The organism is Photobacterium sp. 2_MG-2023, from assembly GCF_030547675.1.
GTDB classification, from domain to species: domain Bacteria; phylum Pseudomonadota; class Gammaproteobacteria; order Enterobacterales; family Vibrionaceae; genus Photobacterium; species Photobacterium arenosum.
Genome location: NZ_JAUOQQ010000021.1, coordinates 1 through 25988, shown reverse-complemented (window position 1 = coordinate 25988; position 25988 = coordinate 1). Strand labels below are relative to the sequence as shown.

Sequence of the window (25988 nt, the reverse complement as noted above, 5' to 3'; positions counted from 1 at the left end):
AATGTTGTGATAACAACAACAGGCGCGATGTCTTAATGACATCCAGGCTGGCTCGGTTGCTATCGGTTAATTCCAAGTTTTCTGCCCATGCGATAGAGGTTTCCCCGATCCATCTGTAAAAACTCGGCAGCTTTTGCCCATACACGGTTCGTTTTGTTTAATGCGTGCTCAATCAAATCCTTCTGATAGTCCTCAACCAGTTCACGCATCGGCTGGCTTGTGGCCGGTAGGTGATGTGATGTGTTTTTGACATCGCTTAAGGTAAGAGACGCATCAAAGTGATTGAGCATGATGGTGCTTGAACCTTGCTGGATAGCGTATAAAGCAGCCCGCGTGAGTGTGTGCTCTAATTCACGAACGTTGCCATACCAGGGGAAAAACTCAAAATGTGCCAGTACCTTCGGGTGAACATGGAGGTTGGGTGTATTGAACTGTTGACGCACTTTTTCCAGTAAATATCCGGCTAGTACAGGGATATCGCCGTCTCGGGTGCGCAGTGGCGGGACGTGGATGGGAAATACATTCAAACGATGAAACAAGTCTGCCCTGAAGGTGCCGTCTTCCACCTCTTTTTCAAGCTGTCGGTTGGTTGCAGCTATGATGCGAACATTCACCACCAAGTGTTGATCACTGCCTACCCGCTGTAACTCGCCCTGCTGGATTACACGCAGTAGTTTCGCCTGTAAAATTAAGGGTAATTCACCGACTTCATCCAAGAAAATGGTGCCCCCATCGGCCAGTTCAAACTTACCCGTCCGATGACAGTTTGCGCCAGTAAAAGCACCTTTGACGTGACCAAACAGTTCACTTTCCGCCAGTCCTTCAGGCAGTGCAGCGCAGTTCACATAAATCATTGGTTTGTCGCTGCGATGCGATTGTGCGTGAACGGAATGAGCAACCAACTCTTTACCAGTCCCGGTTTCACCTGTGATTAATACGGCATAATCTGATTGAGCAACTGTGGCTATATTGCTGCGTAGCTGTTTGATTTGCTGGCTGAGACCTATGATTTCCCCGTGCTGGGAGCGTGCTTGCTGGATCAGGGTCTGAGTGACATTTTTCTGCTTTTGGTTTTGTGCTTTCAATGCTCTTAGCTGAGAGATATTACGCAGTGTTGCGGCGGTTAATGCTGCGAAAGTTTCGATGGCTACAGGATCAATATGCTCAAAGGCACCCACAGAGAGTGCATCCATCGTCAGTACGCCTATCAGCTGGCCTTCCACATATAAGCTGAATCCCATGCAATCATGAACGTCGATACACTGGTCTTCTGTGAGTAATGTACCGTCGAAAGGATCCGGCAGTGAGCAATCAGCATCAAAACGGACTGGCTGGTGGCTCTGAATAATAGCGTTGAGCCTTGGATGGGCTTTAGGAAAATAGCGCCTTCCTAAGACAGAAGGGGATAAGCCTTTCACTGCAACAGGCGTCAGAAAACCATCTTCATCGAAGATAAACAAACAACAGGCATCACAAGGGAATACTTTTTCAATCGTATCAATGATGGTTTGATACTGTTGTTCATGTGAGCAATTGGAACTGAGGTTTAACGCAATATTCAGCAGAGCTTGATCGATATTCGACGGCATAATGAAACCCGGAAAGCTGTTCTGGATGTCAATGCTAGCAAGATGATGTCATTTGAACATCCCCCAACTCCGGGAGAGTGATGTTTTATTGACGACAATCAACTGCAATGAAAATATTGTTATTCAGATGGAGAAATAGTGAGTTTTCTGTGCTTTCTGTATCTCAGTAATGAAGTAATGACCTCATCCGGTATAAAGGAAAAAGCCAGCACCGTGTTGCGATGCTGGCTTTTTCAGTATTTTCAGAAAGCTGAAACCTTATGACAGGGCTGGCTCTTCCTGAATGTTTTCCGACGTTGCCAGATGCAGGAAGTGCATGTGGCGTTCGTACTGGGTTAACGCATCAGCAATGATCTGTTCCTGGTTGTAACCCATCACATCATATTGCTGGCCGCCCTGTAGCAGGAAGACTTCTGCACGGTAGTAATCGTCATACGATTCGTTAGCATAGGTCGGCAGTGCGAAGTGGCGCAGGCGAATGCCATAGGCAAAATCTTCCACATCTTCTTTCTCAACCACTAACCGGACACGAGATTCATCTAAAACCTGAAGCTTGACAGCCAGACCTTGAAGTTTCATTTCTTCGACCAGGTTTTTCAAAGCCGGTATGGCCGTTGAGGTCATGAAATTCTCAGCTTCATCCTGCTTCGGATGGTTCACCATGGCCGAAATGCGGGACTTCCAGCTCACACTGGCCTGAGTGTACTGCACGCTGGTGTTGTGTGTCTGGATACTGTTTTGCAGCATGTAGTCATTGCGCAGTGCTTTGAACAGGCAGTAACAGAACAGCAGCATCAGAATCATGATAGGGAAGGCACTGGCAATGGTCATGGTTTGCAGGGCAGACAGACCACCCGCAGCCAGCAGCGCAGCGGCCACCACACCTTCAATCACGGCCCAGAAGATACGCTGCCAGACCGGTGGCTCAGCCGCACCGCCTGAGGTCAGGGTATCGATAACCAGCGAGCCTGAGTCGGAGGAACTCACAAAGAAAGTGATCACCAGTGCTACACCTATGACTGACAGTACCGTCGACATAGGCATGTGCTCGAAGAACTTAAACAGGGCAACGGGCACATTTTCACTCACCGCCTGACTCAGATAAGTTGCACCGTGATTCATGATGGCATCGATCGCTGTGTTACCAAAGGCGGTGAACCACAGGAAACCGAACAGCGATGGGATCAGCAGTACGCCCACCAGGAATTCGCGGATTGTACGGCCACGTGAAATACGGGCGATGAACATACCCACAAACGGTGACCAGGACACCCACCAGCCCCAGTACAGTAAGGTCCAGCCACCGATCCAGTCTTCCTTCGGCTCGTATGCATAGAGATTGAAGGTTTTATTGACTATATCGCTCAGGTAGGCCCCGGTGTTCTGCACAAAAGACTTCATGATCAGAGCGGTTGGACCCGCAATGATGACAACGGCCAGCAGCAGAACGGCCAGGAACATATTGATGTTCGACAGACGCTTGATACCGCCGTCCAGGCCCATGACAACGGAGACGGTGGCAATCAGGGTGATGGCGGCAATCAGGAGCACCTGGACTGTGGTGTTCTGTGGCATATCAAACAGATAGTTGAAACCTGCGTTGACCTGCACCACACCAAAGCCTAAAGAGGTAGCCACACCAAACAGCGTACCGATCACGGCAAAAATGTCGATCACATGACCGATAGGGCCATAGATTTTGTCGCCAAGGATAGGATACAGGGCAGAGCGTGGCAGCAGTGGCAGTTTATGGCGGTACGCAAAGTAGGCCATCGCCAGTGCGACCAGCGCGTAGATCCCCCAGGCATGCAGTCCCCAGTGGAAAAAAGTAATCTTCATGGCTTCACGTGCCGCTTCTACCGATTGTGGATCACCGACCGGGGGAGATGTGAAGTGCATGACTGGCTCTGCGACGCCAAAGAACATCAGGCCAATGCCCATGCCAGCGGAAAACAGCATCGCCAGCCAGGAGCTGTAGCTGTAATCAGGCTCGGAGTGATCGGGCCCAAGTTTGATATCACCCAGGCGGCTGAACATGACCAGAATGAGGAAAATCAAAAAGATGGCTACAGCCAGGATGTAGATCCAGCTAGCCTGTGTGATGATCCAGCCTTGAATGTTTTTAAAATAGGATTCCATGGCTTGCGGCCACATCACACCTATAAAAGAGAGCGCGGCAATGAAAATTGCCGAGGTAAAAAATACCGGTTTATTTAAATCTGACTTAATTTCCATAAATCCTTCAAATCTTACGGTTGCTATGTCCGATTAGGGGAGCGCCATGATAGTGGCAGAGGCCTTAGTGAAAATTGATGTAGATCAATTTAACGGACAGTGAAATAGGCCATGTTGGACGCAAAATACTGCGTCCAGACCTCATGTAAAGCAGGTATTTCAGATTTTCTGCTTATGAAAAACGTGAGGATATTATCAATATTTTGCTTAGTGTTCAAAGTGTGATCTTGGTCTGTTTTTGCGTTTATGCTCTAAGTGTTAATATATATTGTTGTTTATTAAGAGAAATATATCAGTTTGGGGGTGGCTGATAAAAATTCGTGGACGATTGTTTTGAGCTGTAAGTTTTAATGAAAAGAGCGCCTGTCGGCGCTCTGGATCAAGTCGGAACCTATTATCCCCCCCAGCTCCGGCTGGAAGAGCTGCCCCAACTGGATTTTGCTGCAGCACTGGAGCCAAAGCCGCCGCGCGAGATGGTGCGGCTGACGGTAGGCTTAGGTTTCATCTGCTCCGGGCCGACTTTGATCTTTGACTTTTTATAGCGGTATGAACCGTAGTCGTAGCCGTCGGAAGTGGTCCAGCGGCCGTAATAACGGCTGCCCGGATAGTAGGAGCTGAACATTGGCTGGCTGTAGTAACCGCGGTTACTGTCCAGCAATCGGGCAAACATAAAGCCGGCCATTGCAGGCATGAACCAGTTGTTTTCCGTTGATTTCATGCAAGAGTTCGTTCCGAACTCAGTGGTACACTCTTGCAAGTTTTTGTATTTCGGTGCCGTGCGCTCAGCTTCCTTGAGTGCATTCTGATAGGCCGCTTCACACTGTTCGGAATAGCCCGGGTTGTCATCTTTACAGTCATTGACCGTATGGTAGATCACGGCATCTTCCTGCGGATCGCTGCAACCTGTCAGCAATCCCGCTGTAATGGCAGCGGTAACAGGCGCAATGGCAAAGGGACGCCATTGTTTTCGCATGCCGGAAAGATTGACGTCTTTAGTCCGTTTCATGGCAGTCCCCCTTAATAGGTCATGCAGGCCGCATTGAGCAGGCCAACTGACACTGAGGTGGCAGCCATCAGCAGGCCGGCAGGAATTTCTCCCGCTTCAATGCGCTCGGCAATACGGGGCATGAAACCAACCCGGACAATCACATAGGCAAGCATCTGCGCCAGTAATGCCACGACACCCCAGATAGCAAAGTCAATGAAGTTCACTGAGTTGCTGGCAGCACCAGAAATCGCCAGTGCGTAACCCAGAATTGAACCGGCAAGGGTAATGGCTGCTGCGGTGTTTTTTTCTTCTTTGACCAGTTTCCATTCGTCATAAGGAGTAATGCGGACAAAGATGACTTTGAACAGCATTAAGAACACGATAGAGATAGCAAAATAAGCGACAAATGAGCCTAGCCCGGCGAGTGATTGTGTCAAAAGATCCATGGAAATCCCTGAAATTATAAATGTTTAGTGGTTATTATCTGACTCAGCCAATAAGTTTAAAATCTGTCGGGCTGAGGTCAAATCCTGTGCTCAACACCAGGCTGCGTTCAGCTCTGTTGTTGAATATTTTCTCTTCTGCAGACACCAGAAGCACTTCTTTCATCCCGGCTTCTGCGTCTCGCTCGTATACCATGACAAACTGATCGGTGGAGCTGGCCGTCCCGTTCTGCAGCCAGGTTTTTTCTGTCATAGCAACAGGGCGACTGTTTTCCCACACTTGTTGATAAGTGAAGTCTTCCAGTTGCCACTGGCCTTTGACTATCCCTTTGTCCAGTAAATGCTGCCATTCACTGTCTGTATCGACAGGTTTGCTGTCATAGAAGTAAAACAGTTTTACCTCGCTGACATCAGCATCACCGGCACCGTGGGTCAGCACCTGAACAAAGCCTTCGTCATCGGTGTAATAGCGTACCAGGCGTGTTTGTTCGTCCAGCCAGACTTCCCCGACAGCCTGGATGAGCTGGGTACGCGCAGCCCCTTCAATCATCAGAGACGGTTCGGTAAGACGCAGTTTCAAATCATCCAGCTCAAAGGCACCGCCTAAACGAAGACCGATGAGCTCGGGGGCTGCCGGCTCAGTGGTTGCGGCTTGCTTGCGTTTTTTTAACCAGTCGAACATAGCTACTCCTTGCCGGTTTAAGACGGCCAGTTGAAATCATTGACACGTTCATCGGCGATATAGAACAGGTTGGCACCGGGCAATACGGCCAGATCCAGCGGTGGATTCAATTCCACACCCTGCCCGCGATCAATGGCTATCAGAGTGGCCTCGTGTTCTTCTTTGAACAGGGTAAACAGTCGGCTGACTTGTGTCGGGGAAGCGGTCTCAGGAAAGCGTACCGCATACTGGGTCATGCCGTGATGGGTACTCAGCAGTTCATGGTGAAGCTCGCTGGAACCCGGATCGACAGCGGCCTTGGCCAGCATTTCCACCGCCACGGACGGAATACATTCGGCTTTGGGGCAATGTGATTTCAGCAAGTCGCTCAGTCCTTCATCCGTGAAGTAGGCGAGCAAATGCGCATCGGGATTGCGGCTTGAACAATACAGTGCCGCCGCCAGCGTCACATCGTCTTGCTCGTTATCTATGATGATACAGCTTGCTGTGCTGACACCGGCTTTGTCCATGTCAGCGGTGTCAGTAAAGCTGACAACACGTACAAAATCAATCTCACCCGGCAACGGGTTTTCCATTTCAGGGCGCACGCACAGCACAATATGGCGACGCTGTCGTTCTTCGTGCTGCAGCATTTTAATCAGGTGCAAGGTTCGCTGGTTATTCCAGCCGAGTACCAGAATATGGTTCTCCACGTTAATTCTCCGTTTTCCGAGCAAGCCACTTTTCCAATAGCTAATAAAGTGCGTAGCCAAGCGGCCAATCCCGATGGCGAACAGACCCAAACCGCCCGGAATGACGAACAGGGCGACCACCCACTTTCCGGCTTGGGTTGCCGGGGAGTAATCACCGTAGCCGACGGTAGAAGCCGTCACGACAAGATAGTAGAAAAAGTGAGTTAATGAGTGTGTAAGCGCCTGCTCACCCGCAAGTTCAAGAAGTAGCCAGGATAAGCCGACATAGCACAGCAGCGTAATGAGCAGATTTCGGCCATTGAGTTGATTGAATTGTTGATGGGCCCAGCGGCGGACCAACAACCAGATAGACATGCATTTCTCCTCAATCCTAAGGGCTGAGCAGCCACAGCAATGACCTCAGCCCCCGGAGTTACCGCTTATTATCGACCAAGAATGCGTGCCAGTTCATCTTCGGCAGAGGCTGTGCCCCCGCTCTTGATTCCGGCGTCGGCCAGTTTCTTGTCCAGCGCACTGCCTGATTGTTCGGCTGCCATTTCCGCAGAAGCTTCCAGCTGAGCGGCTTTTTCTGCCTGACGTTGCTTGAGACGCTCCAGCGACGAAGCTGCGGTATGCATTTTGGCATTAGCGCCAACATGACCGGATGACACTGCAGACTGCGCTTTTTGCACCGCTTCATTGGCTTTTACAACATCCACTTGTTGCTCTAGCTGACGAAGTTTATCTTTGGCCTGGGCGATGTTGGTTCTCAGTGTCTGCTCGGATTGAGTGAACTGATCCAGATACGTCTGTTCCGCCTGCTGTTCATTGCGCAGGTTGGCGACTTTCTGTGCACATTCCAGCGCTAAGTCCTGCTGGCCTTTTTCCATCGCGTTACGGGCATAGGCTTCGTATTCGGTGAGCCCCAGATTAAAGCTTTCCACTTTTTGCTGAGACAGTTTACGTTTGGCTACTATGCCAACCAGTGCCTCATCAGAGCGGCGCAGTTCCGCTTTGGCTTCACGGATTTCCTGATCGAGAATACGCAGCGCCTGGCTGTCTGCGACGGCTTCTGCGGCTTCGTTGGCACCGCCTTTCATTGCGGTGAAGAGTTTTTTCCAGACACTCATGCCGTTTGCTCCTTGAGGAAGTCCTGGTACAAATCAATAAAGGCTTCAACATTACGGAAAAGCGTGGCGACTTCAATCACAACGCTTTCTGCTTTTGACTGGGAAGACAGTGAACCAAAGGCAACGTAATAGTCATTGCCGTTGATCGCATTGATACCTATGGTCGACAGCGGGAACATTTTATGTGTACGCAGTATTTCACGGTTCAGTGCATCGGTGTCTTTCACCTGTCCGGCGTCAAACAATAAGACTTCAACCAGAATCTGCTCACCTGAAACCGCCAGAAAAGCTTCAATGTTGTCTTCATTATGGATCAGTAACGCCTGACCCTGTACGTCGACCTCCCAACCGTCATGGTCAGACAGCAGGGGAGCCAGATCGGAGAGTTGCCACATAGTCAGCATCCTTAGATTAAGAAAAAATACATCTGTTATACAGTCGCACAAAAGCATTCGACTGTTGCCACCTGATGAAGTTCCTGACTGGTGATGATACAGGACAGGAACCTAAAGGTGCCGTTGAGTGCTCTAATATAGGTTAAATGAGCGACTGAGTATGCCCTTCTGCTCATAATTGAATGCGGGTTTTGCCTTTTATCGTGTGATTTTGTGATACGTACCTGAAGAAACAATGTGTTATTTATTCCGGCGAATCTATCGCGGCACTGGTTCAGCGAGCGTAACGGTCAGAGCCGCAAATAATAGTACCCGCATGAAGGCTATACTTAGCACAATCTCCTGGTGCTGATTGCTGAGTTGTCGCCATGACCAAAAAAAATCTGTTGCTAAGGTTCATACTGCCGCTGTTGCTCGCCATGATCCTGGGTGCTGTTGTACTTAATATTTACACCCATAACACCCGCCCGGCTGAGTTGCACCTTTCCGGCATTGAACTGGCGCCGTTTTCGGACGAAAAGTCGGTGTTCCTTTTGCCCGAACTGATCATCATGAGTCAGAAAGAGTATAACGCCCTGATTGCTGAGCGAGAGGCGTCGACTGAACAAGATCCCATGTCTGGTGAGTGCCAGCGCTGGTCAGCCATCATGCCTCCCTGGTTATTATGCGGCGATCCCGGTTACCTTCAGCATACGGATCAGATGAAGCAGTTTGCCTCTCCCTCTCAGTTGGTGGTTGAAGGGCTGCTACAGGCGAATACGCGCCAGAATGCGCTGTACATATACCATATCAAACGTGATCCGGACGCCAAAGGCAGTTTGCTGTCACGGCTGGATATTTATATCCATGATGACGGTGAGCAGCATTACTACCGCTACGACGAGCAGGGAAAGTTATCCAACCTGCCTTTGAGTGATTTACCCCAACCTGTGGCTTATATAGAAGATGAGGTGAATGCCGGGTTGCAGCCCACACTGCGTTTCAGCTTTACCAACAGCGGAGCAAGGGAGGCGACCCTGAATACTGTGCGCAGTGAGCGGGTATTTGTTGTCACGTCCCCGGCCCAGACGGGTTATCCCGGCGAGCATGTACCGCCAAGGCTCACGGTTCCCGCACAAGGGATGAGCCTGGGACCGGAGAATGATGAGACTGTGATTCTGGCCGAGCCTGTCGTACTTCAGCATCAGCAGGACAAAGCGCTGGAAATTCCCCTCAACATTTTAGATCTCGGTCAGGGGGATTCTCCCGGCTATGTACTGGTGCACTTTTATCTGGATTATTTCGATGGCGCCGAAAATCAGTCAATGCTGTTAGGCAACTTCCTGTTCTCAGATTACCTGCTGCTGGCGGAAGAAGAGTAATCAGTGCCAGTGTTTTATGCACTGGCCAGCCGGAATTCATGATGCAGCCAGGCCCGCAGCGTCAATACGCTTTCCTGAACAAGCTTCTCTTTCTGGCAGACAAAATAGTAGGACTGGTATGGATTGCGCACCGACGGGCCGATTTCTGTCAGCAGTCCCTGCCTGATTTCATCTCTGACAAACAGGCGATGAGTGACCAAAATACCCAATCCCCTCAGCGTTGCCTGCACCGCCTGGATCGACGCGGTAAAGCAAAGGTTGTGGCGCTGTGCCGGCACCGGCAGCTGATTGGCCTGACACCAGATTTGCCAGTCGTTTTCGCGCCTTGGGTTGGTGACAAAAATGGGGTGATGGGCCGACAGCATGGCGTCTGCACTGAGAGCACTGCCGGTATCGATGAGTGACGGCGCGCAAACCAGGATCAATTGGTCGTCACCGAGTTTTTCGCAATGATAGCCTTGCCAGTCATCCGAACGGCCGTGGATCAAAGCAACGTCTACCCCCTCTTTGTCGAGATCAAACACATGGGTCAGGGTAGAAATACGAATATCAATCTGAGGCGCCAGAGCCTGAAAATCGGGCACTCTGGGAATCCACCAGTGCAGCGCCAGCGAGTTCACCATATTCAGTGTCAGCCGGTGCGGGTTCTGCTGCTGCAAGGCTTCACCGGCTGACACTATCTGTTCGAGTGCCGGAGCCACCTGGCGGTAATATTTGCGGCCATTTCGGTTCAGCTCCACCCGGCGGCCCACCCGCTGGAACAACGGCAGGCCAAGCTGGTTTTCCAGTGACTTTATCGCCTGGCTGATAGCCGAATGGCTGACATGCAGGACTTCAGCGGCGTCAGTCATGCTGCCCGTTTCTGCTACTGCTACAAAAGCATAGAGTGATTTCAGTGCTACGAGTTTTCTCATCTGTAAGTTTTTCTAACAGTTTTGGTTAATATTATTCGCTTTTTTATCATTTGTAACCTCGTTAGACTCCTCGCCAGCTAAGGAGTATTTAATGACAACAGATTTGCGCCCTCTTTTTTTCATGCTGGCTTCCACCTTCAGTCTGTCGGTAAACGGTTTGGTGTCCAAACTGTTAAGTGACCAGATCAGCATAGAAATGCTCAGTTTTCTGCGATTCTCAATACCAGCCGTGTTACTGATGTGGCTGATGTCGCTGACTCAGTGGGCCGTACCCGACAGCAAAAAGCTCTGGCAGTCACTGGGGATCCGGGCCTTTTGCGTTGCTGCCGCTCAGCTGTGTTTCCTCTTTTCACTGAGCCATTTGAGTCTGGTGGAAACTGTGGTGCTGTTCAGTACCGGTCCGCTGTTTATTCCTGTGTTAGAAAAACTGTTATTTCACACCCGGATTCCTCCGATGACAGTCATGAATCTGATGATCACCTTTTTAGGGGTGGTGCTAATGGCAGGTAATGCCGGCGGTTTTGCCCTGCGGCCGGAGTTGATCATCGGGGTAGCGGCGGGGGTGTTCAATGCCGGATCCCAGGTCAGCCTGTACCGGGTGAGTAAAGGGAGCATGTCGGCCTTTGGCTTAAATGCCTGGTGCTTTACGCTCGCCAGTCTGATGTTGCTGCCTTTGGTACTCCTTACTCATAGCACTGACAGGCTGGCAGCCAGCTGGCAGCAGTTAACCGATCTGCAATCGCTGCTGTTACCCTCGTTGCTGTTGCTGGCGGTGTGCATCGTCAATACCCAGGTCTTTCGGGTCAAAGCCTATCGCCTGGTGGAATCCGGCTCCAGCCTGGCGCCCCTTATTCTGACCAACCTGCTGTTTGCTTTCATCTGGCAGATCAGCTTCTTTGAGCAGACTTTGGTGTGGAACAAAGTGGTGGGTGTCAGCCTGATTGTACTGGCGACCCTGTTCAACACGTTCGGCCCGGTGTGGTTCAGGCAGCGGCAGGCGCGGCTTGGCTAAGGGGCTCCCCAACTCAGTGCAGTTGTGCACTAAGATTGGCTGTCTTAACCTGTGCGACATCATGTTGTGGTGGTGTTATCAGCGGTAATCATCTGAAATAAAACAACTTTGGCTGTTTGATGAAAACTGGCACACAAGATGCAACACAACTAAGGTACACGACATTCAACACTTGATACTTTGGTTTTAGGCATTGCAGCCACGTCCTCTCCCGGGGGCGTGGCTTTTTTTATGCCTGAAACCGGCGCTAAGCGGGACGCGAAGGAGAAGAATATGAGCAACACAGCCGGTCAGGTTGCAGGATGTAAGCAAGGTGAAGCAGTGAAATCTGCCTGTCCCTATTGTGGTGTAGGCTGTGGTGTGGCGGTGAAAGGCAAGTTTCAGCCCGGCAGCCTGACCAAGCAGCCTGAAATAGTTGGTGATGTCTCTCACCCTGCCAATCATGGGGCGCTCTGCGTCAAAGGATCTGCGCTGAAAGAAAGCCTGAACATACCCAATCGCCTGCTGTATCCGCGCCTGGGGGACAAGGAAGTCAGCTGGTCTGCTGCCACTGGCGCTATCGCACAGAAGCTGAAGGAGACGGTTGCCAATTACGGCCCGGACAGTGTGGCTATGTATGTCTCCGGTCAGTTGCTGACAGAAGATTACTATGTCGCCAACAAGCTGATGAAAGGCTTTATTGGTACAGCCAATATCGACACCAATTCACGGCTCTGTATGTCCTCGGCGGTGGCGGCGCATAACCGGGCGTTCGGTGAAGATCTGGTACCGGTTCATTATGACGATATCGCAAAAGCGGAGCTCATCGTCATCGTCGGTGCCAATACCGCCTGGACGCACCCGGTACTGTTTCGCCGAATTCAGCAGGCCCGTGAAGCAAACCCGGATCTGCGTCTGGTCGTGATCGACCCCAGACGCACGACAACGGCAGAGCAGGCCGATCTCCATCTGCCGATTGCGAACGACGGCGATGTGCTGTTGTTTAACGGCCTGTTGCGTTATTTGTCTGATCATCATGCGCTGGATGACGATTTCATCGCAAGGCATTGTGAGGGCTTTGCGTCGCTGAAAGCTGAAATCAGCCGTGACCTTTACAGTCTGGCTCGCTGCGCTGAGACGCTGGGACTGAGCCGGGAGCAGCTCAACGATTTTTACGCGATGTTCAAAGATTCCCCGCATACCCTGACCCTGTTTTGTCAGGGTATTAACCAGTCGGCCAACGGCACCGACAAAGCCAACGCGATTATTAACTGCCATCTGGCCACCGGGCGAATCGGTAAACCGGGGGCCGGACCATTCTCGCTGACCGGGCAACCCAACGCCATGGGCGGCCGTGAAGTCGGCGGGCTGGCAAATCAGCTGGCGGTTCACAGAGGCTTTGATCCGCAATCTGTCTCAGCAGTCGGCGATTTTTGGCAGGCGCCGAATATGGCCACTCAACCCGGGCTCAAAGCGGTTGAGCTGTTTGAAGCTATCCATCAGGGCAAGATCAAGTTTGTCTGGGTTATTGCGACCAATCCTGTGGTGTCTTTGCCTGACAGCTGCAAAGTGGCGGAAGCCTTGGCGCGATGTGAGTGCGTGGTGGTGTCTGATATTTCACCGGAAGCGGACACGGCGGCATTTGCCGATGTGCTGCTGCCGGCGGCCGGCTGGGGCGAGAAAGACGGCATGGTGACAAACTCTGAAAGAATGATCTCCCGTCAGCGGGCGTTTTTGCCTCCTCCCGGCGAGGCCAAAGCCGACTGGTGGGTTATCTGTGAAGTGGCTAAAGAAATGGGCTTCAGCGGGTTTGATTTCGCCACTGTGGCGGATGTGTATCGCGAATACGCGGCCTTGAGCCGCATTAACCAAAATTCACCTTATCTGTTTGATATTTCAAAGTTAGCGTCAATGACAGATGCCGAATATGCCAACTGGCAGCCGCAGCGCTGGCCGCTGGGCAGAGAGTCACACCTGTTCAGTGACGGGGTCTTTCCGACTGCCAGCGGCCGCGCCAATCTGATCACTGCTCATCATAGCGAAAAAGAGGTCCAGCCCGGCGTCTGGTGGCTCAATACCGGACGCCAGCGCGACCAATGGCACACCATGACGCGCACCGGGCATATAGCCAGGCTGGCCGAAAGCGAAACGGAGCCGACTGTGTATATTCATCCGCTCTCGGCCAGTAAATATCAGCTCAGCGAAGGACAGCTGGTGTCACTGGGTTATGACGGCAACAGCATGCTGGCCAAGCTGGCGGTCGATGATGGCCTGTCGTCAAACCAGCTCTACATGTCGATGCACTGGGCAGGGGCATTTGGTTTTGCCAGCCGGGTCAATCAGATGGTTGCGCCTGAGGTTGATCCCGTGTCGGGCCAGCCTGCCTTTAAATCGGCGGCTGTGACGCTGTCACCGGCCCGGGCAGCCAGTTACGGGATCTGGATGGGCGCGCTGCCACCGCCGTTTGAGACAGATTTCCTCAGTTTCCAGACCGGAGAAACGATCAATATCTGGCGCTTTGCCTGCCGCACGCCGCTGTCTAAATCCCATCTGTATGGCATCACGCCGCAGGCATTGGTGATGGACGGTACAGGTAACGGCGACTGGACGGCTCTGATGACAGCCGACAGCCGGTTAACCGCCATGTGCCTAGTGAGCGAGGAGCCACTCCGGTCTGATCCCCAGCCCTATACCGGCTTGTTTGATAAGGCGTTTTCGGTCAGTGCTTTTCTGGCACTGGCGATGCAGGGACAGGCACCCTCAAAACTGGTGTGCAGCTGCTTCAGGGTAACGGACAGACAGATTGTACAAGCCATTGAGCGCAATGGACTGACCAGCCTGGCGGGATTGCAGGCGCAACTGAAATGCGGCTCTAACTGCGGGTCTTGCCTTGGCGAAGTAAAGGCGCTGCTCAGACAGACGCAAGTGAACACGGAAGAAGCAGTGACGGAAGGAGAACAGGTATGAGTACAGTAAAACCAATGATATCGACACACAGCGCAGCGACGGTAACCCGGCTCCAGTCAGTGCCGCGTCGCCCTTCCGTCAGTCTGGTGGGAGCGGGGCCGGGCGATCCTGAACTGCTGACCTTAAAAGCCCTCAAGGCCATCCAGCAGGCAGAAGTGCTGGTGTATGACCGCCTGGTCAGTGATGCCATTCTGGCGATGGCGAACCCGGATGCTGAGCGTATCTATGTGGGTAAGCGTTGCGGCCAGCCCAGCATGAAGCAGGAAGCCATTAATCAGGTACTGATAGAGCAGGCCAGACAAGGCCGCTATGTGGTGCGCCTGAAAGGCGGCGACCCGCTGATCTTCGGCCGAGGCGGGGAAGAAGGGCTGGCGCTGGCGGCAGAGGCAATCCCGTTTGATTTCGTGCCCGGCATTACCGCTGCCATTGGCTGCGCGGCATCCACCTCTATCCCGCTGACGCACAGAGAAATGTCCCGATCAGTCACTCTGGTCACCGGTCATGTGGTGTCCGGCGCGTTACCTGCCTGGGCGCAGTTAATCGGCGCGGGGCAAACCATAGTCTTTTATATGGGGCTTGAGCAGGCCAGAGAGATCCAAAGCGGCCTGACACTGGGTGGCCTCAGCAAGGACACCCCGCTGGCTGTGGTCATTAAAGGCTGCACGCCGGAGGAGAAAGTCCATGTGTCGTCATTGGGCAAGCTCACCAAACTGGGGCAGGAGTTAAAAGGACAGTCACCGGCATTACTCATTATCGGCGATGTTGTTGAACTGCGTGCAACCCTGAATCAAGCACTTAACTGCAATGATGCCACTGAGACTAACCCTAAAGAGGTATTTTACGGCTGATTTTGACTAAGTGGCTGATTGCTTGCTTCTTTATGTATGAATGCGTGTTGAACCATTGTGTACAAGGAAGACAGGCCAATGGCCAAGCCAGAAAAGTCAGATCGAAAGCAAGTTGCCGCCAGCCATAAAGACATCAGTCAGATACTGGTTTGCAGCGACTGTACCCGGGAACAGGCAAAGCTGACCGGCGAACTGGCGGCCAGATATGACAATGTTATCGGTTGTCGCTTCAGCCAGTTTGCGGCACTGACGGCAGAGACGCAGGGCAGTGCACTGGTGATCAACTGGGCCAGAGCTGATGCCGAGCTGAGGATGCTGGTAGACCATGCAGACAGCCAACGGTGGCCGCTGGTGGTACTGCTCCGGCAGCTTGAGCATCAGGATATCGACCGGCTCCCTGCACCTAATGGCTATGTGCTTTTACCGGCTGACTCAGCAACGGCGCTGAGTGTATGGGTAGAAAGGGCATGCCAGGTCAGGGACAGCCAGAGTCAGATGGAAAATGCGCTGGCGACGCTGAATCGCCGCCTTGAGGACAGGCGGCTGGTGGAGCAGGCCAAAGGACTGCTGATGAAGCATCAGGGACTGGATGAGGCAGAAGCCTATCGCCTGCTTCGTGAGGCCGCCATGCACAACAGCCAGAGTTTAGGCCAGATTGCGAAAAACCTGCTGCTGAGCCTGAACCGTTTATGACCCGGTAATACGCTAATGGATTCCCGCCTGCGCGGGAATGACGAGAGAGCGAGAGAATGCCGGTGGCATTAGCCTGTCATCCCCGCGTAGGCGGGGATCTACAGAGCAGAGACTGGTGAATTAAAGGTAAGGTGGTCTAGCCGGTATAAACCCGCGCTAACGTCACGCGCCACTGAAAAAATTGATCAATACAGCAACGTCGCTGCTCCTTTCGGGGAGAGCGGCGTTTTTTGTTTGTAACGCTTTGTTTTTTATCTATGGAAGAGGTTTGGATATGGAATCGATCAATCGATGGATGATAGCCGGCATCGCAAGTGCCAGTCTGATATCGCTGTCGGCACAGGCCCAGGTAGGTCCGCCGGAAAAAGATGAATTGAAGTTCGGCTTTATCAAGCTGACCGATATGGCCCCGTTGGCCGTGGCGTATGAAAACTTCTTCTTCGAAGACGAAGGCCTGTACGTGTCACTGGAAGCTCAGGCCAACTGGAAAGTGCTGCTGGACAGAGTGATTGACGGCGAGCTGGATGGCGCCCACATGCTGGCCGGACAGCCGATTGGCGCCACCGTAGGTATAGGGACCAAAGCGGAAGTGATCACGGCTTTCAGCATGGATCTCAACGGTAATGCCATTACGGTTGCCAATAACGTCTGGGACGCGATCAAGCCGAACCTGGCGAAAACAGACAACGGCACTCCCCGGCACCCAATCAGTGCCAGCGTGCTTAAACCTGTGATTGCCTCGTATCAGGCGCAAGGTAAGTCGTTCAACATGGGCATGGTGTTTCCTGTCTCCACACACAACTATGAGCTGCGTTACTGGTTAGCTGCCGGGGGAATACATCCGGGGTATTACGATCCGGCCCACGGCGATAACAGCGGCCAGCGTCAGGCGGATGTGCTGCTGAGCGTTACTCCACCGCCGCAAATGCCCGCGACGCTGGAGGCCGCGACCATTCAGGGGTACAGCGTCGGCGAACCCTGGAATCAGCAGGCCGTATCCAAAGGTATAGGCGTGCCGGTGATTACCGATTACGACATCTGGCGTAACAACCCGGAGAAAGTGTTCGGGGTCAGCAAAGCCTGGGCAGATGCCTATCCCAATACCCATATTCGTGTGGTGAAAGCCCTGATCCGGGCCGCTCACTGGCTTGACGAAAAAAACAATGCCAACCGGCAAGAAGCGGTGGCCTTACTCGCCCGCAGCCAGTATGTGGGGGCAGATGCCAAGGTGATTGCCAACAGTATGACGGGCACCTTCGAATATGAAAAAGGCGATATCCGCCCGGCGCCGGATTTCAATGTGTTCTTCCGCTACCACGCCACCTATCCGTATTACAGCGATGCCGTCTGGACTCTGACCCAGATGCGTCGCTGGGGGCAGATCCCTGAAGCGAAATCCGATGACTGGTATATGTCGATCGCCAGACAAGTCTACCGCCCGGAGATCTACCGTCAGGCCGCTGAAGCCTTAATCGAAGAAGGCAAGCTGACTGCGGCCGATTTTCCTGACTTTGACCAGGAAGACGGTTTCCGTCCTCCGCAGCAAGGTTTTATCGATCAGATCACTTTTGATGGCCAACAGCCCAATGCCTACCTCAACAAGTTCGCGATTGGTCTGAAAGGCGACGACACACTGTAAGGAGTACCGTTCATGGCATCGATTCTCACATTACCGGCTATCCCTAAACCGGCCAAGGTGATTCATTTCAGTCGCGGACTGGCTTTTCCAGCACTGGGACTGCTTGTCTTTCTGGTGATCTGGCATCTGGCGGCCAGTCAGGTCAATACCTCGCTGGGGACCTTACCCGGTCCCGCGCAGACCTGGCAGCAATTTAGCGGTCTGGTGGACGAACATCAGCGTGAACGCAGCCGCGAAGCCGCCTTCTACGAGCGTCAGGAAAAGCGCAATGCCGCCACGCTGGCGCAAAATCCGCAGGCAGAGGTGAAAACCCGTGAGTACACAGGTAAACCGACTTTCTTTGATCAGATTGGCACCAGTTTGCTGACAGTGGCCGCCGGTTTCCTGCTGGCTTCTGCTTTAGCCATTCCTGCCGGGATCGTGCTGGGGCTGAACAAGAGTCTGTACGCGGCCTTTAACCCTGTGATTCAGCTGTTAAAACCGGTGTCGCCGCTGGCCTGGCTGCCCATCGTCACTATGGTGGTGAGTGCGCTCTATGTCAGCGACGATCCTCTGGTATCTAAGTCTTTTCTCAATTCGCTGTTTACCGTTGCGATGTGCAGCCTGTGGCCGACCTTGATCAATACGGCTGTGGGTGTCACCGCGGTCGATAACGATCTGCTCAACGTCAGCCGGGTGCTCAAGCTGTCGCGCTGGCAGCATGTCCGAACCATAGTGCTGCCGTCTGCTGTGCCCATGATTTTCACCGGTCTGCGCTTGTCACTCGGTGTGGCATGGATGGTGCTGATCGCCGCTGAAATGCTGGCGCAAAACCCGGGGCTGGGCAAGTTCGTCTGGGATGAGTTTCAAAACGGCAGCTCAGCATCACTGGGCAGAATCATGGTGGCCGTTGTGACCATAGGTTTTATTGGTTTGCTGCTCGATCGCGGCATGCTCAGCCTGCAACGACATTTTTCATGGAATAAACAGCTGAGCCTGCGCTGAGTCAGCTGAAGACAAGGAGAGAACCATGTCACGCGAATATTTATTGCTCAGTTATCTGGGAATGCGATTTCCGACGCCAAACGGCGAGTTTGTGGCGCTGAAAGACGTCAACTTCACCATCAATAAAGGAGAGTTCATTTCTCTGATTGGTCACTCAGGGTGTGGTAAATCCACTGTGCTCAATCTGGTTGCGGGCTTGCTCGATGCAACGGACGGCGGGGTGATCCTGGAAGGCCGTGAAATTGACGGTCCGGGCCCTGAGCGGGCTGTGGTGTTTCAGAACCATGCTTTGCTGCCCTGGCTGACGGTGTACCAGAACGTCGAACTGGCGGTGAAGCAGGCCTGCAAAGGCAAAGCGTCGGCCGCGATCCGTGATGAAGTGATGCATTACCTGCAACTGGTGCAGATGGATCACGCCCACGACAAGCGGCCGGATGAAATTTCCGGTGGGATGAAACAACGGGTCGGCATTGCCAGGGCGTTGGCCATGCAGCCTAAAGTGCTGCTGATGGACGAGCCCTTCGGCGCGCTGGATGCGCTGACGCGGGCGCATCTGCAGGATGCTTTGATGGCAATTCAGGCCGAGCTGAATAACACCGTCATTATGATCACCCATGACGTTGATGAAGCGGTGCTGCTGTCAGACCGCATCGTGATGATGAGCAACGGCCCGGCGGCGACGATCGGTGAGGTGCTGGATATCGATTTACCGCGACCAAGGGACAGGGTCGCGCTGGCCGATGATCCGGTTTACCAGCGGCTGAGACAAAGCGTGCTGCGTTTCCTCTATGAGAAACAACGCAAAGTGGCGCCGATCCCGGACAAGAAAAGCAACAAGAAAGTGGCCTGATCGGGCGCAGCAGTGACATCGCGAATGTGCAGGAGAGTATTATGTTGATGCAAAGAGAAAAATTACTGGTGGTGGGCAACGGCATGGTCGGCCATCACCTTATTGAACAACTGGTGGCGAAGAACGCTCATCAGCGTTATCAGATTATTGTGTTGGGTGAAGAGCGCTTTGTCGCTTACGACAGGGTGCATCTGTCATCGTTGTTTTCCGGCAGCGAACATCAGGATCTGCTGCTCAGCAGTGAGCAGTGGTATCAGGACAATGGCATTGAGTTGCTGCTCGGTGAGCAGGTTGTGGCTATCGATCGCGACAAGCAAAGAGTGACACTCGCCAGCGATACCCAGCTGGCCTATGACAAGCTGGTGCTGGCAACCGGTTCATTCCCCTTTGTGCCGCCTGTGCAGGGCAGCGACCGGGACAACTGCTTTGTCTACCGTACCCTGGATGATTTGTCGTCCATCAAAACCGCCTGTGCCGGTGCTAAAACCGGTGCCGTGGTGGGCGGTGGCCTGCTCGGACTGGAAGCGGCAAACGCATTGCGTTTATTGGGTCTGGAAACCCATGTGGTGGAATTTGCGCCCCGGCTGATGCCGGTGCAGATTGATGATGCAGGCAGTGCGCTGCTGAAAAGCAAAGTGTCCGAGTTGGGTGTGCAGGTCCACACTCAGCGTGCCACTACGGCGATCACCGATGGTGAAACCGCTTTTCACAGAATGAACTTCAGTGACCATGAGCCGCTGGAGGTGGATGTGATCGTCTTCTCTGCCGGTATCCGGCCGCAGGATACGCTGGCGCGCCAGTGTGGTCTGGAGATCGGCGAGCGCGGCGGCATTGTGATCAACGATGCCTGCCAGACCAGCGATCCGGATATTTACGCCATCGGAGAATGCGCCCTGTGGCAGCAGCGAATCTTTGGGCTGGTGGCGCCGGGTTACAGCATGGCACGTATTACGGCAGACCAGATTCTTGGCGGTGACAGCCAGTTCAGCGGGGCGGATATGAGTACCAAGCTGAAGCTGATGGGCGTTGATGTGTCTGCCATAGGCAACTCGCTGGGTCAGGGCGAAGGTTGCCAGGAGATGGTGCTGCAGGACATGCGCGCTGGTGTCTACAAGAAGCTGGTGGTGAATGATGCCGGCGACAAACTGCTGGGGGCGATCCTGATTGGTGATAATCAGGACTATGATGCCTTGCTGCAATGCTACCTCAATGGCATGCCGCTGCCTGCTCATCCGGCCGAGCTGCTGTTTGATTGCTCCTCTTTGCAGGGCAGCAAAGACGCCGGTGCCATTATTTGTTCCTGTCACAATGTGACACGCGGTGACATCGCCGACGCGGTTCAGGCCGGGACGCACGAGCTGTCTGAATTAAAAAGCTGCACCAAGGCCGGCACAGGCTGCGGCGGCTGCAGCACTATGGTGAAAGCCATACTCGATGAAGAGCTGGCAGCCCTGGGCATGGAAGTTAATAACCATATCTGCGAACACTTCGCTTATACCCGTCAGGAGCTGTTTCATCTGGCCCGAGTCGAGCAAATCCGCAGTTTTGACGAGCTGATCGCCCGCCATGGTCAGGGAATGGGCTGTGATGTCTGCAAACCCGCCGCCGCCTCGATTTTTGCCTCCCTGTGGAATGAACATGTTCTGGATGCCAGGCATCAGCCGCTACAGGACACCAATGATGCCTTCCTGGCTAACATGCAAAAAGACGGCAGTTATTCTGTCGTGCCCCGGATACCGGCCGGCGAGATCACCCCGGAAAAACTGATTGTGTTAGGGGAAGTGGCGAAAAAATATGACCTGTACACCAAGATCACCGGCGGACAGCGTGTCGATCTGTTTGGCGCTCAGCTTGAGCAGTTGCCTGATATCTGGCAGGCGCTGATTGACGCCGGATTTGAAACCGGTCATGCCTACGGCAAGTCATTGAGAACCGTCAAATCCTGTGTCGGTTCCACCTGGTGCCGCTACGGTGTGGATGATTCAATGGGCCTGGCCATTATGCTGGAGAACCGTTACAAGGGCCTTCGCTCACCGCACAAACTCAAGTTTGCCGTGTCCGGTTGTACCCGGGAATGTGCCGAAGCACAGAGTAAAGATATCGGTGTGATTGCGACAGAAAATGGCTGGAACCTGTATGTCTGCGGTAACGGCGGGATGCGTCCGCGCCATGCGGATCTGCTGGTGTCTGATCTGTCTACCGATGAGCTGGTCACCATGATAGACAGGGTGCTGATGTTTTATGTCCGCACGGCCGATAAGCTGCAGCGCACCTCCGTGTGGCTGCAAAATCTGGAAGGCGGTCTGGACTACCTGCGCAGTGTAGTGGTGGAAGACAGCCTGGGCCTCAACGCCGAGCTTGAAGCGCAAATGAATCATGTGGTGGATACCTACCAATGCGAATGGAAAACCACCTTGTCAACGCCGGAAAAACTGGCCCGCTTCCGCCGCTTTGTTAATGAAGGTGACGCCGCTGCAACACCGGATTACCGGCGTGAACGCGGCCAGCGTATTCCGGTACGGATGGTCGATCCTAAAGCAGAGTTAATTAAGCACACAGAACAGGAGGGCGCATGAGCTGGGATAAAGTCTGCGATCTGGATGCCCTGATTACCAATTCAGGTATGGGCGCAATAGTGGGAGGGCGGCAACTGGCCCTTTTTTACCTGCCAACCCAAGAGCCAGCGGTCTTTGCGCTGGATAACTGGGACCCCATCGGTAAGGCGTTTGTGATTGCCAGAGGCATAGTGGGAGACATCAAAGGGGAAGTGTGTGTGGCCTCACCCCTGTATAAACAGCATTTTAGCCTGCAAACCGGCCAGTGCCTGGAACAGCCCGACGTCAGTGTGCCTGTCTGGCCAGTGAAAGTAGAGAAAGGGGAGGTGTGGGTAGACACAACTTCATAAACGCGCCCGGTTAAAACGATAAATTGCACCACACTCAGAGAATAAAAAAGCCGCGCATCATTGCGTGACGCGGTACGAGCCAGCCAGAGGGATCCTCATGGCTGGCTTTTTCATTCAATGGCTTACATTGTCGAAAAATTGACGCTGGTAAAAAACATCATTCTGGGAATTACCAATTTTATTGTCATTGAATCTGTACCTTTTGTGTGAATTTTGAGCGTTATCAAGTTTCACAACAGCGTTTTTTTCATTACTCATATGCTCGTCTATTCATACAGGAAGACTATCAAAATACATTTTGGAAATGTGTTTATTATTACGCCGATGGGAAATGACTATTGATCATTGCGGAGGCATTCGGGCTGTATGCTGCACAGTGTCGATATTTATTGCTTTGAACCTCATTACCATAAGGAAACCGTATGAATAAGGTATTTCAGAAGGCCAGCGATAAGCACATTCAACAAGCCACTAATAACGCAGAAGCAGAAAAAGAAACGATTGAGCAACAGCAAGCTCAGTCGCACATTTTACTGGCCACACTTGAAGATGCTGTGAACCACTTTGTTGCGCATAGCGGTGAGGACTTGACACTGAATCAGGACACAATACGTGAACTGCATCGGCAAGATCCTCTCTGCCTGGAAGGTCAGGGATTGGCTGCACCGCATGATAGTCAGTGAGCACGGGCAAAGGAGAGGACAGAATGAAAAGCTGGTTTTCTGGATTAAGTATTGCTGCACGGATATGGATGCTGCTGGCTCTGTTTGCCCTAGGACTCGTGGTGAATACCTTTGTGAGTGCCAGTAAATCGCGTGAGTATATGCGAGACAATTATGAACGGGGAGTGGTGAATCTGGTCGAGAGTGCTATCAGCGTGATTGAGTACTACCACGGGCTCAGTCAGTCCGGTGTTCTGAGTGAACCTCAGGCGAAGTCTGACGCCATTGCGGCCATTGCAGCCATGCGGTTTGATCAGGGCAATTATATCTTTGTGAACGACCGAAACGGGATTCAACTGGCGGGCGTGAAGTCCCTGATTGGCACCAATACAATGGGTCTGGAAGATGCGGAAGGCTTTCAGTTTGTGCGTCAGTTATATGTCGAAGCCAGAAACGGCGGGGGTTTTGTCGATTATGCTTGGCACAGTGGCCAGAGTACCAATGCGTCTGAGGCTAAAACCAGTTATGTGCTGGAATTCGGCCCGTGGCAATGGCTGGTTGGCAGTGGTATGAATATGCAGGCGCTGCAGACGGATGTACAGAAAGCTGAAATTATCTCCCTGACGAATGTCGGTATCATGCTGGTCGTGCTGTCTGTTCTGATTGCGCTGATGATCCGTTCAATTACCAAGCCACTGAAACAGACCGTGGGTGCGATGAAAGCCCTGTCCCGTGGTGAAGGCGATTTAACCCAGCGCCTCAGAGAAGAGGGCGCGAGGGAATTGGTGGATCTGTCACGGTATTTCAATCAGTTTGTCGCATCGGTTCAGCAGATCATGGTGCAGATCAGTACGGCGGGCACTCAGGTTGCGACGGCCGCCAATCAGGTTTCGTCATCAATTCATACCGTCGATGGCAATTTAAACCAGCAGCAAAACGATGTTGAACAACTGGCAACCGCCATGAACGAAATGCTGGCGACGGTAGAAGAAGTCAGCCGCCGCACGGTTGAAGCCAACGATGCCAGCTTGTCGGCAGCCAAAGGCACCTTGAATGGAAAAACCATTGTTGACAGAAATGTCGAAGAAGCCAATCTGCTGGCGGATAATATTGATCAGGCCAGCAAGGTGGTAGAGCAACTGGCCACCAACAGCCGCAATGTGGATACCGTACTGGAAGTCATTCGGGGGATTGCCGAGCAAACCAACCTGCTGGCATTAAATGCCGCGATTGAAGCCGCCCGTGCCGGGGAAGCCGGACGCGGTTTTGCCGTGGTTGCCGATGAAGTCCGGACGCTATCGCAGCGCACTCAGGAATCGACGCTGGAGATCCAGAAAATCGTCGAGCAACTTCAGCACGGCGCAGAAAATGCGGTGAAAGTGATGGCAACAGGCACAGAAAAAGCCACCAATGCCTCGAAAATATCAGCAGAAGCCGGAGAGGCACTCAACAATATTAACGCTGAAGTGCAGACAATTCAGGCGATGAATCAGCATGTCGCCACGGCGACCGAGCAGCAGACACTGACCCTGAACGATATCAACAGCAATGTAGTCAGCCTCAAAGACATGTCCTTGTCGGTGGCGACGGAGTCAAACCAAATGGCACAGGCAAGCGATGAGTTAATCCATGTCTCTGCTGATCTCATGACGATGATCAACCGGTTTAAGCTGGCTTAGAGGCCAGCTTTGGATTCCGCATTCGCGGGAATGATGGCATAACATTATGATATTAAACTAGAAATTTTCGTCTTCTTTGAACGCCGTGCCAGGCGACAACCTGAAAGGTTGAAGTAAGTAATGTATTGGGGAGGAAATGTGTGACAGGCTTTTGCCCCATTGTTGGTTAGAGGGGCAGTGCAGTGCTTGTCCGGGCATTTTTTTGTTGCCCGGCAAAGCGGGCAAACCTTTCAGGTTGAGTTAACCCAGACGAGCGTACTTTCAGGTCGTTCGTCTGCGGTGAAGATATTGCACAACAAAGCCGTTGTACTGATTTGTTGCCTGAAATCACACTGTGGTTGATTCAATACAGCAACCCTGAAACCGTGTTCTAGTCTTGGAAACGGGATGTTTAGGGGGTCTTGATAGAGCGCTTTGGCGGTAGCGTGGTTTGGGGTAATTCTGAGGATTTTGCGGGTATGTCGCGCTTACGTTTAGTGGCAATCTCACCATTTCCGGATGCGCGCCAGACACTCTTTGCTGGCCCAAATGTATGGTCCGCCCCGTTTTTGCAACTACAATTTTAACGGGAGTGGTTTGCGCTAATGTATTCGGAGTCTCTCTTGGAAGCTCTCTCGCATTCCAGCTCCACGATGATATCTGCGCCAGATAATCCTTAAAAGAGTGCAAGCATCTCAGTGCTATTTGGCCTATCAGGTTACATATCTGGCCGATTGACCGTTATCGTCATCATTGTCATTGCAAAATGGGTTAATGAGTTTATTGGCAAGCAAGTTTGTTGGCATTGAACGCTCGGTGTGAGTTCATCACAGCCCAGGCGATCCGCACTAACTTGTTAGCCAGTGCGACAACAACAACATTAAAAGGTTTGCTTGCCCTTAGATTAGTGAGCCAGGGTCCGAAGCATTTCCCCGTTGTTTCTGGCTTAGATAAGACAGCGCGGGCGCAATGAATAAATAACGTTCTGAGCCTTTTATTCCCTCGCTTGCTTATCCCTAATAATGTGGTTTTCCCGCCAGTTGAGTACTGTCTGGGAACCAGTCCTATCCATGCTGCCATATCACGGCCACACTTGAAATTTCCCGGAGAGGCAATCTCAGCTAAGCATGAGCTCGCTGTGATATGAGCAACACCGGGGATCGACATGAGCAATTCACCGATTTCATTATCAGAGGTCATTTTGATTAATTTTTGTTCTTGCTTCTGAACATGCTCAGTGAGGTACAGGTAATGCTCGTGAAGTTCTTTTAATTCCAAAACTAAAGCTTGGGGCAGTGATTGGTTTTGCTCTGCAATCCATTGAAATAACTTTTTCATTGTTGAATGGCCTTTGGGAAGACTGAGTCCAAATTCAACGAGAAT

Annotated in this window: 22 protein-coding genes; 12 read left to right on the top strand and 10 right to left on the bottom strand. The window is 52.5% G+C overall.

Going from position 1 to position 25988, the window contains the following annotated elements; all coding sequences use genetic code 11:
* Window positions 1–59 precede the first annotated feature (59 nt).
* The 8 genes from norR to Q4491_RS15840 all read right to left on the bottom strand — a co-directional run bounded on the left by norR (window position 60) and on the right by Q4491_RS15840 (window position 8133).
* A complete protein-coding gene (gene norR / locus Q4491_RS15875; protein WP_303458752.1) occupies window positions 60–1589 on the bottom strand; it encodes a nitric oxide reductase transcriptional regulator NorR in 1530 nt (509 codons plus the stop codon).
* A 258-nt stretch (window positions 1590–1847) separates the two neighbouring features.
* A complete protein-coding gene (locus Q4491_RS15870; protein WP_192017709.1) occupies window positions 1848–3824 on the bottom strand; it encodes a BCCT family transporter in 1977 nt (658 codons plus the stop codon).
* A gap of 394 nt (window positions 3825–4218) precedes the next feature.
* On the bottom strand, window positions 4219–4830 hold the full coding sequence (locus Q4491_RS15865) for a DUF1190 family protein (RefSeq protein ID WP_192017708.1): 612 nt from the start codon (window positions 4828–4830) through the stop codon (window positions 4219–4221).
* An 11-nt stretch (window positions 4831–4841) separates the two neighbouring features.
* Window positions 4842–5258, bottom strand: coding sequence for a DUF350 domain-containing protein (locus tag Q4491_RS15860; protein WP_192017707.1), 417 nt, complete (start codon window positions 5256–5258; stop codon window positions 4842–4844).
* Window positions 5259–5301: 43 nt separating this feature from the next.
* A complete protein-coding gene (locus Q4491_RS15855; RefSeq protein WP_237795648.1) occupies window positions 5302–5937 on the bottom strand; it encodes a YjfK family protein in 636 nt (211 codons plus the stop codon).
* A 17-nt stretch (window positions 5938–5954) separates the two neighbouring features.
* A complete protein-coding gene (locus Q4491_RS15850) occupies window positions 5955–6983 on the bottom strand; it encodes a potassium channel protein (RefSeq protein ID WP_303458746.1) in 1029 nt (342 codons plus the stop codon).
* Window positions 6984–7051: 68 nt separating this feature from the next.
* Entirely contained in the window at window positions 7052–7738 is a 687-nt protein-coding gene (locus Q4491_RS15845) for a PspA/IM30 family protein (protein ID WP_303458744.1), read from the bottom strand.
* Window positions 7735–8133 (bottom strand): DUF2170 family protein, encoded by a 399-nt coding sequence (locus Q4491_RS15840; RefSeq protein WP_192017703.1) that lies wholly within the window; start codon window positions 8131–8133, stop codon window positions 7735–7737. Before Q4491_RS15840 ends, Q4491_RS15845 begins: the two co-directional genes overlap by 4 nt.
* Before the next feature lie 368 nt (window positions 8134–8501).
* On the opposite strand from Q4491_RS15840, the gene Q4491_RS15835 reads away from it, so the two are divergent.
* A complete protein-coding gene (locus tag Q4491_RS15835; protein ID WP_303458740.1) occupies window positions 8502–9494 on the top strand; it encodes a hypothetical protein in 993 nt (330 codons plus the stop codon).
* A 14-nt stretch (window positions 9495–9508) separates the two neighbouring features.
* Here the strand turns inward: Q4491_RS15835 and Q4491_RS15830 are convergent, their stop codons facing one another.
* Entirely contained in the window at window positions 9509–10408 is a 900-nt protein-coding gene (locus Q4491_RS15830) for a LysR substrate-binding domain-containing protein (protein ID WP_192017701.1), read from the bottom strand.
* Between the two features lie 91 nt (window positions 10409–10499).
* On the opposite strand from Q4491_RS15830, the gene Q4491_RS15825 reads away from it, so the two are divergent.
* The 11 genes from Q4491_RS15825 to Q4491_RS15775 all read left to right on the top strand — a co-directional run bounded on the left by Q4491_RS15825 (window position 10500) and on the right by Q4491_RS15775 (window position 24626).
* Window positions 10500–11420: a DMT family transporter gene (locus tag Q4491_RS15825; protein ID WP_303458737.1), complete on the top strand. Its 921-nt coding sequence runs from the start codon at window positions 10500–10502 to the stop codon at window positions 11418–11420.
* Window positions 11421–11693: 273 nt separating this feature from the next.
* On the top strand, window positions 11694–14366 hold the full coding sequence (locus Q4491_RS15820; RefSeq protein WP_303458735.1) for a nitrate reductase: 2673 nt from the start codon (window positions 11694–11696) through the stop codon (window positions 14364–14366).
* Window positions 14363–15214, top strand: a complete 852-nt coding sequence (cobA, locus tag Q4491_RS15815; protein ID WP_303458732.1) for a uroporphyrinogen-III C-methyltransferase — start codon at window positions 14363–14365, stop codon at window positions 15212–15214. The genes Q4491_RS15820 and cobA overlap by 4 nt, the downstream gene beginning before the upstream one ends.
* 78 nt (window positions 15215–15292) lie before the next feature.
* Complete coding sequence (locus Q4491_RS15810) at window positions 15293–15907, top strand: ANTAR domain-containing response regulator (protein ID WP_303458730.1); 615 nt, start codon at window positions 15293–15295, stop codon at window positions 15905–15907.
* A gap of 274 nt (window positions 15908–16181) precedes the next feature.
* Window positions 16182–17546 carry a CmpA/NrtA family ABC transporter substrate-binding protein gene (locus tag Q4491_RS15805; RefSeq protein ID WP_303458728.1) on the top strand — a complete coding sequence of 455 codons (1365 nt, stop codon included), beginning with the start codon at window positions 16182–16184 and terminating at the stop codon, window positions 17544–17546.
* A 12-nt stretch (window positions 17547–17558) separates the two neighbouring features.
* Window positions 17559–18530 carry an ABC transporter permease gene (locus Q4491_RS15800; RefSeq protein ID WP_218386061.1) on the top strand — a complete coding sequence of 324 codons (972 nt, stop codon included), beginning with the start codon at window positions 17559–17561 and terminating at the stop codon, window positions 18528–18530.
* 25 nt (window positions 18531–18555) lie between these two features.
* The gene (locus Q4491_RS15795; RefSeq protein ID WP_303458723.1) at window positions 18556–19380 is read left to right on the top strand and encodes an ABC transporter ATP-binding protein; all 825 of its coding nucleotides are present in this window, start codon (window positions 18556–18558) and stop codon (window positions 19378–19380) included.
* Between the two features lie 47 nt (window positions 19381–19427).
* Window positions 19428–21956, top strand: a complete 2529-nt coding sequence (gene nirB / locus Q4491_RS15790; RefSeq protein WP_303458920.1) for a nitrite reductase large subunit NirB — start codon at window positions 19428–19430, stop codon at window positions 21954–21956.
* Window positions 21953–22285 (top strand): nitrite reductase small subunit NirD, encoded by a 333-nt coding sequence (gene nirD, locus Q4491_RS15785; RefSeq protein WP_237795641.1) that lies wholly within the window; start codon window positions 21953–21955, stop codon window positions 22283–22285. The genes nirB and nirD overlap by 4 nt, the downstream gene beginning before the upstream one ends.
* Window positions 22286–22707: 422 nt before the next feature.
* Complete coding sequence (locus Q4491_RS15780) at window positions 22708–22968, top strand: hypothetical protein (protein WP_303458720.1); 261 nt, start codon at window positions 22708–22710, stop codon at window positions 22966–22968.
* Between the two features lie 23 nt (window positions 22969–22991).
* Window positions 22992–24626 (top strand): methyl-accepting chemotaxis protein, encoded by a 1635-nt coding sequence (locus Q4491_RS15775; protein WP_303458718.1) that lies wholly within the window; start codon window positions 22992–22994, stop codon window positions 24624–24626.
* Window positions 24627–25385: 759 nt separating this feature from the next.
* Here Q4491_RS15775 and Q4491_RS15770 read toward each other — a convergent pair.
* The coding region (locus tag Q4491_RS15770) for an IS110 family transposase (RefSeq protein ID WP_303458716.1) at window positions 25386–25988 on the bottom strand (603 nt) is incomplete at its 5' end.

Excerpts from the sequence above, each read along its gene's own strand:
- Q4491_RS15835 (WP_303458740.1), top strand. The coding sequence starts at position 8,502 with ATGACCAAAAAAAATCTGTTGCTAAGGTTCATACTGCCGCTGTTGCTC.
- Q4491_RS15840 (WP_192017703.1), bottom strand. The coding sequence starts at position 8,133 with ATGTGGCAACTCTCCGATCTGGCTCCCCTGCTGTCTGACCATGACGGT.
- nirD (WP_237795641.1), top strand. The coding sequence starts at position 21,953 with ATGAGCTGGGATAAAGTCTGCGATCTGGATGCCCTGATTACCAATTCA.
- Q4491_RS15845 (WP_303458744.1), bottom strand. The coding sequence starts at position 7,738 with ATGAGTGTCTGGAAAAAACTCTTCACCGCAATGAAAGGCGGTGCCAAC.
- Q4491_RS15850 (WP_303458746.1), bottom strand. The coding sequence starts at position 6,983 with ATGTCTATCTGGTTGTTGGTCCGCCGCTGGGCCCATCAACAATTCAAT.
- Q4491_RS15810 (WP_303458730.1), top strand. The coding sequence starts at position 15,293 with ATGGCCAAGCCAGAAAAGTCAGATCGAAAGCAAGTTGCCGCCAGCCAT.
- Q4491_RS15865 (WP_192017708.1), bottom strand. The coding sequence starts at position 4,830 with ATGAAACGGACTAAAGACGTCAATCTTTCCGGCATGCGAAAACAATGG.
- Q4491_RS15800 (WP_218386061.1), top strand. The coding sequence starts at position 17,559 with ATGGCATCGATTCTCACATTACCGGCTATCCCTAAACCGGCCAAGGTG.
- Q4491_RS15855 (WP_237795648.1), bottom strand. The coding sequence starts at position 5,937 with ATGTTCGACTGGTTAAAAAAACGCAAGCAAGCCGCAACCACTGAGCCG.
- Q4491_RS15870 (WP_192017709.1), bottom strand. The coding sequence starts at position 3,824 with ATGGAAATTAAGTCAGATTTAAATAAACCGGTATTTTTTACCTCGGCA.
- Q4491_RS15860 (WP_192017707.1), bottom strand. The coding sequence starts at position 5,258 with ATGGATCTTTTGACACAATCACTCGCCGGGCTAGGCTCATTTGTCGCT.
- Q4491_RS15795 (WP_303458723.1), top strand. The coding sequence starts at position 18,556 with ATGTCACGCGAATATTTATTGCTCAGTTATCTGGGAATGCGATTTCCG.
- Q4491_RS15825 (WP_303458737.1), top strand. The coding sequence starts at position 10,500 with ATGACAACAGATTTGCGCCCTCTTTTTTTCATGCTGGCTTCCACCTTC.
- Q4491_RS15805 (WP_303458728.1), top strand. The coding sequence starts at position 16,182 with ATGGAATCGATCAATCGATGGATGATAGCCGGCATCGCAAGTGCCAGT.
- norR (WP_303458752.1), bottom strand. The coding sequence starts at position 1,589 with ATGCCGTCGAATATCGATCAAGCTCTGCTGAATATTGCGTTAAACCTC.
- Q4491_RS15830 (WP_192017701.1), bottom strand. The coding sequence starts at position 10,408 with ATGAGAAAACTCGTAGCACTGAAATCACTCTATGCTTTTGTAGCAGTA.
- Q4491_RS15820 (WP_303458735.1), top strand. The coding sequence starts at position 11,694 with ATGAGCAACACAGCCGGTCAGGTTGCAGGATGTAAGCAAGGTGAAGCA.
- cobA (WP_303458732.1), top strand. The coding sequence starts at position 14,363 with ATGAGTACAGTAAAACCAATGATATCGACACACAGCGCAGCGACGGTA.
- Q4491_RS15775 (WP_303458718.1), top strand. The coding sequence starts at position 22,992 with ATGAAAAGCTGGTTTTCTGGATTAAGTATTGCTGCACGGATATGGATG.
- Q4491_RS15780 (WP_303458720.1), top strand. The coding sequence starts at position 22,708 with ATGAATAAGGTATTTCAGAAGGCCAGCGATAAGCACATTCAACAAGCC.
- nirB (WP_303458920.1), top strand. The coding sequence starts at position 19,428 with ATGCAAAGAGAAAAATTACTGGTGGTGGGCAACGGCATGGTCGGCCAT.